A 12,967-nucleotide genomic window follows, 5' to 3' on the forward strand; every position below is an offset into this window, starting at 1 on the left:
ATGAAAGCCAAGTTCGGCGTTCGGGAACGGCTTTGCGCCGCGTTCGCGACCATTGGACTGCTCCCCATCGTCTCGGCGGGCGTGGCCTGGATCGCATTCGACCAGATGGATGGCGCGATCAATGATATCGCTCGCGCCAAGCTGCCTCAGATCGAGGGGTCCTTGTCGCTTGCCAGGCGTGTCGATCTCCTGGTGAGCTACGGCTATCAGCTGTTGGACTCCCCATCGGACGCCGAGCGAAAAACCCGGGCCTCTGCGGTTGGCGAATCGTTGTCCGGTGCCAGCGGCGAATTGCAGACGTTGCGTGGCGGCACGCTGGACAAGGAAGCGGCCTCCGCGATCGAGTCGCGACTGGCTGATCTCAGCAAGGCTCTCACCCGGGCCGATACCGTGGTGGGCCAGTCGCTGGCGGCGAGGTCCAAGCTGGCCGAGTTGCCGGAAAAGGCTGCGGAGCTCAATTCCAAGCTGACCGGCGCCTTGCGACCGCTGGTCATCGAGCGCGGCAACAAAACCGTCGGATTGATCGGCGAGATGGCGTCGCCTTCAACGACGGCAGAGGCCCGCTCGGAGGCCGCCACCTCGATGAAGGCGCTGGGATATGTTTCGATCGCACTGGCCAATATCGGTCAATCGAGCGCCCGTCTTCAGACGGCGTTCGTGCAAACCACCGTGGCGCCGGACGATGCGGCCCTCAAACCCATTCAGCAGACGATCGCGCGCGAGATCGACGCCATGGCGATTGCGCTCGATGATCTGGACGCGGAAAGCCGGAATGTGCTGGAACCGTTTGTCGAAGCGCTTGACAAATTGGCCAAGGAGAATTGGACCGCGCTTCGGCGAACCGGCCTGGCTGCCGATGCGGCCCGGGTCTCGGTCATCGAAGAGAGCCGAACGGCCTCGGCCGGCTTGAACGACGCCGTCAGCGCCAACGTGAAGGTCGCCAAGGCGCAGGTTGCTGAGGCCTCGTCCTCGGCAAGCGAGACCATCGTCCAGAGCCGTCATTTCCTGCAAGGCACGGCCCTGGCCGGGCTGCTGCTCGCCGGTCTGATCGGCTGGCTGTATGTCGAGCGGAATATCGGACGGCGGCTGGTTGGACTCGAAGGCAGCATGCGGCGGATTGCGGACGGCGATCTGGAAACGGCCGGGCCGCCATCGAGTTCGGACGAAATCGGGCGCATGGCCAATGCCCTCGAGACCTTCCGCGCCAACGGGCTGGAGATCCAATCCCTGCAACGGGAGCAGCAGACCTCGGAGCAGCGAGCCGCGGCACGTCGCAAGGCGGACATGCAAAAACTCGCCGACGAGTTCGAGGGCGCGGTCGGCAAGATCATCCACACCGTCTCCTCGGCGGCATCCGAGCTGGAAGCTTCGGCGAATACGATGACATCGACCGCCGACCGGACCGAAACTCTGTCGAACGTCGTCGCGTCGGCATCGGAAGAAGCCTCGGCCAACGTCCAGTCGGTCGCATCGGCAACCGAAGAGATGGCTTCGTCGGTCAACGAAATCAGCCGTCAGGTGCAAGAATCTGCCCGTATCGCAAGCGGAGCGGTGGAGCAGGCGCGGAAAACCAACGATCGCGTCAGCGAATTGTCGAAGGCGGCGAGCCGGATTGGGGATGTTGTCGAACTGATCAACACCATCGCCGGGCAGACCAACCTGCTGGCCCTCAATGCCACGATCGAGGCGGCGCGCGCGGGCGACGCCGGCCGCGGTTTCGCCGTGGTGGCTTCCGAGGTGAAGGCGCTGGCCGAGCAGACCGCGAAGGCAACCGGCGAGATCAGTCAGCAGATCAGCGGCATCCAGAGCGCGACCAACGAATCGGTGGTCTCGATCAAGGAGATCGGCATCACCATCGGACGCATGTCGGAGATTTCATCTACGATCGCATCCGCCATCGAGGAGCAGGGGGCGGCGACCCAGGAAATTTCCCGCAACGTGCAGCGGGCGGCGGAAGGGACCACGCAGGTGGCGTCGAATATCGTCGATGTGCAGCGCGGCTCCAGCGAGACCGGATCGGCATCCTCCCAGGTGCTGTCTTCCGCTCAGTCGCTTTCCATTGAAAGCAACCGGCTGAAGCTCGAAGTGCAGAACTTCCTTGCGACGGTACGGGCCGCTTGACGATAATGATGGCGACTGGCAACCATTCATGCCAGTCGCGTTTGAATCATGCGCGGCAAGCTTCGGACAAAATCGGTAGTCAACCTCGGCGATCAACACGCAAAATGATCGTAACAGCAAATCATCGTAACAGCGCCAAAGCGAGAGGGCGCCTTTCGTCCTGACAGGTGTGTCAGCACGTGAGCGCAGTCATGAAGTCATTCAATTCCTTAGGGGGAGCGAACAATGCGGCAGCAACATCCGGCCGTCTACGACGAAAAAGCCCAGCGGTTAGCCGATGAGATGGTTTTGGCGGAAGCGCGACACATCGCGCAGCGCAAAGCCCAGGATCAGGATCTGGATCAGGACTGCGACTGCAAGGAGGGCATGTTTCCTCAGGCCAGCGTGACCGATCGTCGCAAATTCCTGTTTGCCGCGGCCTCGGTTGCCGGCGTCGCGGGCTCATCCGCCCTTGCCCAGGCAGCCGACAAAAAGGCGCCGGCCGGCGCCTTTCATTTCGACGTGCCGGCGGATCCGACCAAGGAGCAGGGTCGCGCAGTTCTCGCCGACGGCGGCTACGGTTCGCGCTCGCAATTCGAGACGGAGGTGCGGTGGCGCTATCCGACGCCCAACGATCTTACGTCCTGGAGCATGACACCGCTCGACAAAATGCTCGGCAACCTCACGCCATCAGGCCTGCATTTCGAGCGGCATCACGGCGGCATCCCGACGATCGATCCTGCAAAGCACAGTCTGATCGTTCACGGAATGGTCGACACGCCAGAGAAATTCTCGATCGACGACCTCAAGCGTTTTCCATCCGTCACCCGCAAGCATTTCATCGAATGCTCAGGCAACGGATTGACCGAGTGGAATAAGCCGACGCTGAAAACCGTGCAGGGCACGCATGGCCTGATCAGCACATCGGAATGGACCGGCGTGCAATTCTCCACGCTTGCGCGCGAGCTTGGCCTGAAGGAGGGCTCCGCCTGGGTATTGGCCGAGGGGGCCGATGCCGCGGTGATGACGCGCAGCGTGCCGATGGAAAAGATGCTCAAGGATGCGCTGGTCGCCTATGGGCAGAACGGCGAGGCGCTGCGGCCCGAACAGGGTTATCCGTTGCGGCTTCTGCTGCCAGGCTATGAGGGCAACACGCATATCAAATGGCTGCGGCGTCTCGAGATCAGCGACAAGCCGTTCATGACGCGCGAGGAGACCTCGAAATACACCGATCTTCTTGCTGACGGCAAAGCCCGTCAGTTCAGCATGGAGATGGATGCCAAGTCCGTCATCACCTTCCCATCCGGTGACATGAAGCTGCCACGTCCGGGCTTCTATAACATTCAGGGATTTGCATGGACCGGGCGCGGCCGCGTGCAGTCGGTCGACGTGTCCGTCGATGGCGGCAAGAGCTGGTATCCCGCGCAACTCGGCTCGTCGCCCGAGCCAATCTGCACCCTGCGCTTTTCTTTTCCCTGGGTCTGGGACGGTAAGCCGGCGGTGCTGCAAAGCCGCTGCACCGATGAGACCGGCTATGTGCAGCCAACGTTGAAGCAGCTGATCGCTATTCGCGGATCCAACGGTCCGTTCGGATCGGTCTACCACCTCAATGCCATTCAAAGCTGGGCAGTCAACGAAGCCGGGGATGTCGCCAATGTTCACGCGTAAGAACCTGTTGAAGTCTGCCACCCTTCTCGTTTCGGTTCTGATGTCGTCGGCCGCCTTTGCTCAGGGCGCGCCGGCGCATTTCGGCTTCGGCACTGCCGTGACGCCGCAGGATCTGGCGGGGTATTTTTCGATCCCGCCGGATGGACGCGGATTGCCGCCGGGCAGCGGTAACGCCGCGGCCGGTGCGAAGGTTTTCGCCGAAAGTTGCGCTGCCTGTCATGGCGACAAGCTGCAGGGCAATCCGACAGCGGGAATCGGCGGCGATCGTCTGCTGGGCGGTCGCGGCTCGCTGGCGACCAAGACGCCGGTCAAGACCGTGGAAAGCTACTGGCCCTATGCGACGACGCTGTTCGACTATGTGAAGCGCTCCATGCCGTTTAGCGCGCCGGGATCGCTGAAGGATGACGAGATCTATGCCGTCGTCGCCTATATCCTGTCGGAGGCCAAGGTCATCAAGCCGACCGATGTGATGGATGCGAAGACCCTGCCGAAGGTGGTGATGCCCAATCACGACGGCTTCATTCCAGACGCCCGGCCGGAGCTTTCGCTTTACCGGTGACAGTTTCTCGTCGCTCGATGCGGACGCAACGGCTTGCGTTGCGTCCGCATCAAGGCTCGTCTGAAATTCAATGCACGGCGTGGACTTGTTAGTACGCAGCGATATACACCCGCGCCCTAAATAACTGGCGGCGGGGGATCAGGCCGCCACCGCTTGGCTTGGTGGTTCACCTTTCGGGTTCTGGCGTTACAATCTACCCAGACCCGCCCGTCGCGCGGGAATTCCGCGCGTATTGGTTTTCCCGCACGACGTGCGCGTCCATCTTTCTTGGCCGACAGAAGGATCATCTGGGCTGGTTCATGCCGCCACCCCTAATCCTTCCGCGGGCCTCACATTCTGGTTCATGCGGAACAGGTTCTGCGGATCGTAACGCCGCTTGACCTCGGCAAGCCGCTGATAGTTGCTGCCATAGGCTGCTTCGACGCGGTCGACCTCGTCCTCGGGCATGAAGTTGATGTAGGCCGTTCCGGCGGCATAAGGCTTGGCTGCCTCGAAGAGATTACGCGCCCAGCCGATACATGCCCGGTCCATCTGCGGTTCGCGCCAGCGTGCGTGAACATTCATGACGAAATGTGAGTTTCGCTGCGGGAAGGCGGTTGCATCAACGGCGACACGGCCGGCGGCGCCGCCGACATGACCGACGAATATCTCGCATTCCGGTCCGGGCAGTTCACGAACCGCATCGGTCAGGATTCCAATCGTCGCGTCGGAGAATTCTATGAAATCAAGGCTCTTCCAGTAGTTGCGGGCGCCGGGAGTGAGCAAGGGATCGAACGCCTGCTGCCAGCCGGTAAAAGGATTGGGGCCGACAACGTCGGCGATCGGCTTGCCAATCGCGCGCAGCTTGGCTGTCGCCTTCTCGCCTGCCTCGAGATCGCCGCAGTAGCACATGGCGAGAACCAGGACCTCCTTGCCATGCCATTGCTCCGGAAGGAACGGCAGCGGCGGCGCCTGTCGCATTACTGCCCAGCAGGTAAGCTCGTCGGGCGCCGTTTCGAGAGCTTGCCGGTATTGCTCGAGAACGGTTTGGGCATCGTCGAACGGATGCACGACAAGTCCCGAGATGACCTGTGGACCGAGTTCGTGAAGCTTAAACTCGAAAGATGTGACGACGCCGAAATTCCCGCCGCCACCCCGCAGCGCCCAGAACAGGTCGGGGTTTTCCGTCGGGCTTGCGCGCACCAGCTCGCCGTTCGCCGTCACGACGTCTGCGGAAAGAAGGTTGTCTATCGTCAGGCCGAACTTGCGCGTGATCCAGCCGAACCCGCCGCCAAGCGTCAGTCCGGCAATGCCGGTCGTGGAGTTGATCCCTGTCGGCAGCGCCAGTCCGAAAGATTGGGTTTCCCTGTCGACATCGGCCAGCGTCGCCCCTGGCTCGACCCACGCCTGTTTCGCTGCGGCGTCCACCCGCAACGCTTTCATGGACGACAGATCAATCATCAGACCGCCGTCACAGACTGCGTTGCCGGCAATGTTGTGCCCGCCACCACGCACCGAGACGAGCAAGTTGTTATCGCGTGCGAATCGTACCGCATTGACAACGTCGGCGGCCCCGGCGCATTGCACGATCAGACCGGGCCTGCGGTCGATCATCGCGTTCCAGATTGCGCGCGCTTCGTCATAAGACGCATCGCTCGCATCCAGCACGCTGCCACGCTGTTGCCCCGCCAGCGCCTCGATCGCCGCGGCGCTTACCGTCGTCTTTCCTTCTTGCAGATTCGTGAGGCTCATGTCGTTCATGGTTCCCTCCTCCGAGAGCGCCCCCACGACCGGCATTCTGCGCTTGCCCCATGCACCGCGCAAGTCAGCAACTGTCAGCGGGTTTTCGTTATGGTGCCGAATTTCGTCATTGGGCCGTGTACGGCTTGCCGTCGGCTGGAAGGTCCCGAAATGGACACGAATGCGAAGTGCCGGCGGGCGCGATACCGCCCTCCAGCGTTCGATTAGCATGCCTTGGTTGGGTGCGGCTCAGGCCCCGTAACGCGTGTCCTGCATCCGGCGTCGTCCTAGTTTATTGATTTTGAATGTGAGAAAAATTGACCAGTAACTCGCAATGTGTCGCGGCATGATAGTTCCATCACCGCCCGCCATCGGCAACCATCGGTGACAGAGAGTCGGTAAACCGCACGGCACGCCGCGTTGAGTTATATGAACGACTATGATTTGGAAAATCAATCATTGTGGCCGAGACGATCAAGTTGTCGCCGGTCCGCGATCGCTCTTACTGGGACTGGAATCAGCGAACCGTTATTGTGGAATGCGCGTTGCAACGTTCTCTCGGTCGCAACAACAATTTGGCCGCGGATTCGTCTTAGCGAATTAATGCGTTCAACCCACTGCCGTTGAAAGCGGCGTTGGACGCTCAATGGATATATGGCACTCATTAGGTCAACCTCGCTGACACGCCCCCTGCATGCTTGATAGATCGTCTAACGCGTTATCTAAGTGCTAATTTCTCTTTTACGAGCTGATGGCCTAACTCGCGCCCGCGCTGGGGCCGTTTCTTCTGGCGGTGGAGTCGACTCCCAACAGACTGGCAGCATCGGGCGCGGCCTTCGACTATTGTTAAGGTAATTGGGATCAAATGGGCAATGAGATGCTTATCTCGGTGTTCGCAGCCATTCTGAGGTATGGTACGGGCTGATTTCTTTCGCGCACCTTTGAAAGCGGCCCGCCATGATAGCCCTTGATCATTCGCCTGTGCCTGCAGTCGTTCTCGTCGTCGAGGACGACATGCTGCTTCGCATGCGCGCCGTCGATATGGTGGAAGACGCCGGTTATACCTCGGTCGAGGCGATGGATGCTGACCAGGCTGTTGCAATCTTGGAATCCAGATCCGACATCGCGTTGCTATTCACCGACATCCAGATGCCCGGCAGCATGGACGGATTGGGACTTGCCCGCTCCGTGCACGAGCGTTGGCCACCGATCAAGATCATCCTGGTTTCCGGCCAGCTCAAGCCGACGAGCGTCGATATTCCCGCCAACAGCCGCTTTTTTGGCAAGCCGCTTGAGGGCCAGGCCATGATAGCCCAGATACAGAACATGATCCGCCACGTCTGACGCCGGGCATTAGCAGGCCGAAACGGCGATAATCGCCCCTATTGCCGCGGCAATTGCGCCTCAATTGAAATGAGCGGCATCCGACTTATGGTGATACAGTCGGGGATGTTTGAGGTCGATCATCATCACAAGCAGAGCCATTCGAGCGCCGGCGCAGCGCGTCCCCAGGAGTTTCTCGCGGCGGAGAATGTCAGCCTTCGGCTGCTGTTGGCTCAGGCGGAAATCGATGCCCAAGGCTTGCTAGCTCAAGCTGGCATTGACGCCAGGGAGCGCGAGGCGGCAGACAAACTTCAGAAGCTGATTCTCGAAGAATTGCATCACCGCATCAAGAATACTTTGGCGACAGTCAGCGCCATTGCCTCCCAAAGCCTGCGCAATGTGGCGGGCGCCGAACACGCGCAGCACGCCATCGAGGGCCGGCTACTGGCGCTGGGGCGGGCTCACGACCTTCTGTTGCAGGCTCGATGGACCAGCGCTGATCTCGGCAAGATCGTTCGCGGCGCCACCGAAGCTTTCGACAATCCGGATGTGCCGAAATTTACGATTGCGGGACCTGACGTCCGGATGACGTCGGGAGCCGTGATCGCGATTGCGATGACCCTCAACGAACTCTGCACCAACACCACGAAGTTCGGTGCATTGTCGGTGCCGGCCGGCCGCGTCGACATCACCTGGACGGTCGATCCCAACACGCAGCGCCTGCATCTGGAATGGACCGAGAAGAACGGCCCCGCGGTCCAGGCTCCCGAGAAGCGCAGTTTCGGAACGCGCCTGGTAGAGACGCTCGGCAGGCAATTAAAGGGCGATGTCGAATTGAAGTATGAGCCGAGCGGCTTCGTCTACGCTTTCGACGTGCCCTTGGCATCTTTAGCCGCGGTAGTGCACGAGTAGCCTTCATCGGACATCAATCAAGTCCGCGGTGAAATAATCAATTCTAGCAAAGCCATTCGCGCAAGGACCGCAGGGTCTCTTTCGCCTTCTTTACTAGACCGAAGGATGGCTTCGGCCACGAACTGAACCCGGGCCGAACCAACGGGATGAGGAAGCGTGGAAAGAGCGCTCTCCAAGGCCGTCGTCATGATTTTGATTGTGTCAGGCGGGAAAGATGCGTGTGAAAAGTCTTTCATGAGCTCAAATGCTTTTCCGTTGGGCAGCTGACTGCGCAATTGCTCTACAAGCAGAAGCAAATTTGGCGGTATGTCGACCTGCCGCTGGCCGAGACTGATACGTAGCCTCTCGCCGATTTCCGTGCAGAGCGCCGAGCAATGGACGCGGCTTATCTGACACTCGCGAGTGGGCGTGGAGAAAATCATGAAACACTGAATGTTTAGCGGAGTAAGAGACCTCGCTTAGCGGCGAGCGGTTACCAGACGAGCTTCCAGAATTTTCGCGTTTGAACCTGTGGTTCGCAAACATGATGCATCGAAGTGTGGCCAGACCTGTGCTGAACAGTTCGCGGCTGCCTTCAACTCCAGCCGATCTTGTTTGGCTAGCGCGATCTCTCTCACTTCAACTTGCGCGGCAAAGCCCGGCAAAGCTATCACCGTCGCTCCAAGAAACACGAATATGCCGAACGCAACGAGAGATTTGAGCATTGGGCTGCTGACCTTGCGTTAGGTAAACCCCTTTTTCATTCGGGGATCGCGAGGATAACAACTATTATTAGCTATCGTTCCATAGGCTCAACTTTTGTTTGAAATGGCCGGGAACCATTAGGTAGCGCTTCTATTAGCTCTCCGGAACGGTCTGTTCCTGGAGGACACAATGAACAAGCTCGTTATTTCTCTCGCGGTCGGCGCAAGTGCGCTCTTCGCCACGTTTGCCCACGCCGCACCGCTCTCGAACGGCTTGAGCATATTGCCGGACAGCGACGTCGAGAAGGTCCGCATGGTGTGCAATGAGAACGGTCGTTGCTGGCGCGAACGCGGCCATCGCCGTGTCATCAATCGCGAACGGAATTCATACAACTATGCGCCGCGTGAGCGGTACATCGAACGTCGCCGTTACGAGGACCGCGGCGGTATCGGCATTCGCGCGCCCGGCATCAGCGTCGGGATCGGGACCAACCGCTACTGAGGAAATTGATCATACGCAAAAGGCCGCGGAGGAGTCCGCGGCTTTTTTTGGGGGTCTAAGCGCAATCTCAAATGGCGGTAGACCGATTGCGTCAGCCGTGCTTAGCGCCAAAAGCGAGGCCGCAGTAAACTGATCCAATTTGTACAGACACCAGCAGATCAGCTTGTAATGCTGCGTCTGAACCAAAAATGCCGAGGTGGCAAAATGAATATCTCGAGTGAAAGCCTGTTGGTCATATTGTTTGTGGGTCTCGTTGCAGGTTGGTTGGCGGGTCAAATCGTGCGCGGGACCGGTTTTGGGATCATTGGCGACGTCATTATCGGGATTTTGGGCGCCTTTATCGGAAGTTGGTTGTTGCCTCAGTTGGGCATCCATCTCGGTACTGGAGTGATCAGTGCGATCGTCAACGCTACCATCGGTGCGATATTGCTACTCTTCGTCGTGCGACTCTTTCGAGGTGGTGGCGGATGGGGAAGCAGGTGGCGCGGCGGTTGGGGTCGGCGCCGCACCCACGCACAGCAAACAAACCCCCGGCGGCCATAGTAGGCGTCGATCCGCGCTGCGACTCGATCGTTTGACATAGATGCCGCGTTGACTGTGGAAACAACTTGTCCGTTTTCGGCAATTCGTCCCCATTGTGTTATGCTGGTTATTGACCGGCACTGTTTAAAAAGTCCAAGACGAACCCGCGTTCGATCCACGCAATAGCGACCACGGACCTTCCTATTTTTCTCACAGACGCTGGCTATTTGAAACTCGACGAGCAGGCGCGATTCCGCAAGGCTGGCGACTTCCGAAATTGGCGCTTCTCGGACCTACACCCATGTTCCCGTTGAGTCCGAAATGCGCCGCATGACAGACTTCGCACCGGGCGAGATTATGAGTATGCGCCTCTTGCAGGACCATCAGTGAAGGCGTGATTTGCCCGACGGGCAAATCACCGATTTGGCTGTCCAGCCCCTTTTGCAAAAAGATTCTGGTTTTCACCTGACCCAAATCGGATCTAGAACTCCGCCATCCCGTCCCACACAGAGGGGCGTATCGCGATCGTCACGGACGCGGGATGGGATGCGGTGGACGCGGCAGCGTCGGGCGTGAAACGGAATCGCAGGGCAGGTGACTGTGAGCGATCGACCGCCACGCAGACGAACGGCGATTGTTGCGGACGGCTAAAGCGTGTGGTCCTGGCACCCGTTGCTGGTGCTAAATTTGCGGAGGCGCGTCGGCCCGACCGGGCTTTGACAAACCATATCCGCCGATGACGGTGACAAGACGAATTCGTCGCCGGGGAGAGCACGATATAAGCCGTTAAAACCATTGCGTGCGGGAATGCCGGGTGTTCCGGTGACCTGCGGTGACTACCGTGTGCTTACTACCATTGCACACGGGCTGCGGGTGCACCGTGCACCCGGCATTCCCCACGCCCTCCGGGCGGAAGGTTTTTTTCAAAGCTCGGGCGCCACGCGCCGCGAGCCCGAACGAGTTTGTGAGGTTGGCTCCTGGGGCGAATTGACAGGGTAGAGCGGCAAGGTTCGTTCCAATAGGTCAGCCCGTCTGACCATCTTTTGGCATTGCGGGGGCCCGCATTTCTCGTTTAGAAGGGCATTGGAGCGCCCTCTGGCAACGAACCGTCAATGGTTTTGGCCGAGGATCGGGCTTCCTTAGGGTCTGGCAATGCTGATTTGCAGCGAAAAGTACGGAATTCAGGGTGGAGCGGCCAATGCCGCCCGTCCCGAAGCGATTCCGGCTGCGTCCGCGCCCACCCTGCTTCGTGGCGGGCTTCTGCTTCTTATCTGCCCCTGAGGGCCGTCTGGGCGGTTTGCGCCTGGGCACTCAGGGGTTGCGCGAGATCACCAGACCCCTTCAGCGCACGAAGAGCAGCGCACCAGTTAAAGGAATTTCCCGATGACCACCGTGAACAAGTCCGACAAGGACCGCGTCGTTATATTCGACACCACGCTCCGCGACGGCGAACAGTGCCCCGGCGCCACCATGAGCTTCGAGGAGAAGCTGGAGGTCGCCGAGATGCTCGACGAGATGGGCGTCGATGTCATCGAGGCGGGCTTCCCGATCACCTCGGAAGGCGACTTCCAGGCCGTCAGCGAAATCGCCCGGCGCTCCAAGAACGCCGTGATCGCCGGCCTGTCGCGCGCCAATCCGAAGGACATCGACCGCTGCGCGGAAGCGGTGAAGTTCGCTCGGCGCGGCCGTGTCCACACCGTGATCGCGACCTCGCCGCTGCACATGCGCGTCAAGCTCAACATGACGCCGGAGCAGGTCATGGAGCTCTCGATCGCCAACGTCACCCGCGCCCGCAACCAGATCGACGACGTCGAATGGTCGGCCGAAGACGCCACCCGCAGCGAGATGGATTACCTCTGCCGCATCGTCGAGGCGGTGATCAAGGCCGGCGCCACCACGGTCAATATTCCCGATACCGTCGGCTACACCACGCCCGAGGAATATGCCCGCTTCATGCGCACGCTGATCGAGCGGGTACCGAATTCCGACAAGGCGGTATTCTCGGTCCATTGCCACAACGATCTCGGCATGGCGGTGGCGAATTCGCTGGCCGGCATCGCCGGCGGCGCGCGGCAGATCGAATGCACCGTCAACGGCATCGGCGAGCGGGCGGGCAATGCCGCACTCGAGGAAGTCGTGATGGCGATGAACGTCCGCAACGACGCGTTTCCGTGGTGGAACAAGATCGACACCACCATGCTGACCCGGGCCTCAAAGCTGGTGTCGGCGGCGACCTCGTTCCCGGTGCAGTACAACAAGGCGATCGTCGGCCGCAACGCGTTCGCGCATGAAAGCGGCATCCATCAGGACGGCTTGCTGAAGGACGCCTCGACCTACGAGATCATGAAGCCGGAAATGGTCGGCCTGAAGCAGTCGTCGCTGGTGCTCGGCAAGCATTCGGGGCGCCACGCGTTCGTGCACAAGCTGGAGGAGATGGGCTACAAGCTCGGCGCCAACCAGCTGGAAGACGCGTTCGTACGAATGAAGGCGCTCGCCGACCGCAAGAAGGACATCTACGACGAGGATATCGAGGCGCTGGTCGATCAGGAAATCGCGGCCTCCCATGACCGCATCAAGCTGGCCTCGCTCACGGTGATCGCGGGCACCCACGGCCCGCAGCGTGCCACCATGAAGCTCGATATCGATGGCCACACCAAGATTGAGGAAGCCGAAGGCAACGGCCCGGTGGATGCGGTCTTCAACTGCATCAAGGCTTTAGTGCCGCACGAAGCCAAGCTGGAGCTCTTTCAGGTTCATGCGGTCACGGAAGGGACCGACGCGCAAGCCGAAGTGTCGGTACGGCTCGCCCATGAAGGGCGGTCGATGACGGCGCGGGCTGCCGATCCGGACACGCTGGTGGCCTCAGCCAAGGCCTATCTCGGCGCGCTCAACAAGATCGTCATGAAGCGCCAGCGCGACATCCCGGTAGCGGCGGCAGGCTGATAGCTTCAAAAAGGCGCAAATCCATATCAAATGCGA

General features: G+C 60.2%; 11 protein-coding genes. 8 read left to right on the top strand and 3 right to left on the bottom strand.

Annotation, left to right across the window (positions count from 1 at the left end; all coding sequences use genetic code 11):
- The 3 genes from N554_RS0133680 to N554_RS0133690 all read left to right on the top strand — a co-directional run bounded on the left by N554_RS0133680 (position 1) and on the right by N554_RS0133690 (position 4,327).
- Positions 1-2,121, top strand: a complete 2,121-nt coding sequence (locus N554_RS0133680; protein WP_245283799.1) for a methyl-accepting chemotaxis protein — start codon at positions 1-3, stop codon at positions 2,119-2,121.
- Positions 2,122-2,487: 366 nt separating this feature from the next.
- Positions 2,488-3,768: a sulfite dehydrogenase gene (gene soxC / locus N554_RS0133685; RefSeq protein ID WP_029587470.1), complete on the top strand. Its 1,281-nt coding sequence runs from the start codon at positions 2,488-2,490 to the stop codon at positions 3,766-3,768.
- Positions 3,755-4,327 (top strand): c-type cytochrome, encoded by a 573-nt coding sequence (locus N554_RS0133690; protein WP_029587471.1) that lies wholly within the window; start codon positions 3,755-3,757, stop codon positions 4,325-4,327. The genes soxC and N554_RS0133690 overlap by 14 nt, the downstream gene beginning before the upstream one ends.
- A gap of 297 nt (positions 4,328-4,624) precedes the next feature.
- Here N554_RS0133690 and N554_RS0133695 read toward each other — a convergent pair whose 3' ends face one another.
- Positions 4,625-6,067 (bottom strand): FAD-binding oxidoreductase, encoded by a 1,443-nt coding sequence (locus N554_RS0133695; protein WP_029587472.1) that lies wholly within the window; start codon positions 6,065-6,067, stop codon positions 4,625-4,627.
- A gap of 936 nt (positions 6,068-7,003) precedes the next feature.
- Here N554_RS0133695 and N554_RS0133700 point away from each other — a divergent pair.
- On the top strand, positions 7,004-7,390 hold the full coding sequence (locus N554_RS0133700) for a response regulator (protein WP_029587473.1): 387 nt from the start codon (positions 7,004-7,006) through the stop codon (positions 7,388-7,390).
- Positions 7,391-7,495: 105 nt separating this feature from the next.
- On the top strand, positions 7,496-8,281 hold the full coding sequence (locus N554_RS0133705) for a sensor histidine kinase (RefSeq protein ID WP_029587474.1): 786 nt from the start codon (positions 7,496-7,498) through the stop codon (positions 8,279-8,281).
- A 458-nt stretch (positions 8,282-8,739) separates the two neighbouring features.
- On the opposite strand, the gene N554_RS39340 is transcribed toward N554_RS0133705, so the two are convergent.
- Positions 8,740-8,985 (bottom strand): hypothetical protein, encoded by a 246-nt coding sequence (locus N554_RS39340; RefSeq protein WP_081851546.1) that lies wholly within the window; start codon positions 8,983-8,985, stop codon positions 8,740-8,742.
- A gap of 169 nt (positions 8,986-9,154) precedes the next feature.
- On the opposite strand from N554_RS39340, the gene N554_RS0133715 reads away from it, so the two are divergent.
- Complete coding sequence (locus tag N554_RS0133715; RefSeq protein WP_029587476.1) at positions 9,155-9,466, top strand: hypothetical protein; 312 nt, start codon at positions 9,155-9,157, stop codon at positions 9,464-9,466.
- A 9-nt stretch (positions 9,467-9,475) separates the two neighbouring features.
- Here the strand turns inward: N554_RS0133715 and N554_RS42570 are convergent, their stop codons facing one another.
- A complete protein-coding gene (locus N554_RS42570; protein ID WP_245283805.1) occupies positions 9,476-9,841 on the bottom strand; it encodes a hypothetical protein in 366 nt (121 codons plus the stop codon).
- On the opposite strand from N554_RS42570, the gene N554_RS0133720 reads away from it, so the two are divergent.
- A complete protein-coding gene (locus N554_RS0133720; protein ID WP_245283804.1) occupies positions 9,731-10,009 on the top strand; it encodes a GlsB/YeaQ/YmgE family stress response membrane protein in 279 nt (92 codons plus the stop codon). The two genes, N554_RS42570 and N554_RS0133720, sit on opposite strands and share 111 nt — an antisense overlap.
- 1,362 nt (positions 10,010-11,371) lie before the next feature.
- Entirely contained in the window at positions 11,372-12,931 is a 1,560-nt protein-coding gene (locus tag N554_RS0133725; protein ID WP_029587478.1) for a 2-isopropylmalate synthase, read from the top strand.
- The last annotated feature ends 36 nt before the right edge of the window (positions 12,932-12,967 follow it).

Origin of the sequence: Bradyrhizobium sp. URHD0069, from assembly GCF_000701345.1 — a bacterium.
Taxonomy (GTDB): domain Bacteria; phylum Pseudomonadota; class Alphaproteobacteria; order Rhizobiales; family Xanthobacteraceae; genus Bradyrhizobium.

What these genes read in the sequence shown, in the direction of transcription:
- N554_RS0133715 (WP_029587476.1), top strand. Translation starts at nt 9,155, where the DNA reads ATGAACAAGCTCGTTATTTCTCTCGCGGTCGGCGCAAGTGCGCTCTTC.
- N554_RS42570 (WP_245283805.1), bottom strand. Translation starts at nt 9,841, where the DNA reads ATGGATGCCCAACTGAGGCAACAACCAACTTCCGATAAAGGCGCCCAA.
- soxC (WP_029587470.1), top strand. Translation starts at nt 2,488, where the DNA reads ATGTTTCCTCAGGCCAGCGTGACCGATCGTCGCAAATTCCTGTTTGCC.
- N554_RS0133695 (WP_029587472.1), bottom strand. Translation starts at nt 6,067, where the DNA reads ATGAACGACATGAGCCTCACGAATCTGCAAGAAGGAAAGACGACGGTA.
- N554_RS39340 (WP_081851546.1), bottom strand. Translation starts at nt 8,985, where the DNA reads ATGCTCAAATCTCTCGTTGCGTTCGGCATATTCGTGTTTCTTGGAGCG.
- N554_RS0133680 (WP_245283799.1), top strand. Translation starts at nt 1, where the DNA reads ATGAAAGCCAAGTTCGGCGTTCGGGAACGGCTTTGCGCCGCGTTCGCG.
- N554_RS0133705 (WP_029587474.1), top strand. Translation starts at nt 7,496, where the DNA reads ATGTTTGAGGTCGATCATCATCACAAGCAGAGCCATTCGAGCGCCGGC.
- N554_RS0133700 (WP_029587473.1), top strand. Translation starts at nt 7,004, where the DNA reads ATGATAGCCCTTGATCATTCGCCTGTGCCTGCAGTCGTTCTCGTCGTC.
- N554_RS0133725 (WP_029587478.1), top strand. Translation starts at nt 11,372, where the DNA reads ATGACCACCGTGAACAAGTCCGACAAGGACCGCGTCGTTATATTCGAC.
- N554_RS0133690 (WP_029587471.1), top strand. Translation starts at nt 3,755, where the DNA reads ATGTTCACGCGTAAGAACCTGTTGAAGTCTGCCACCCTTCTCGTTTCG.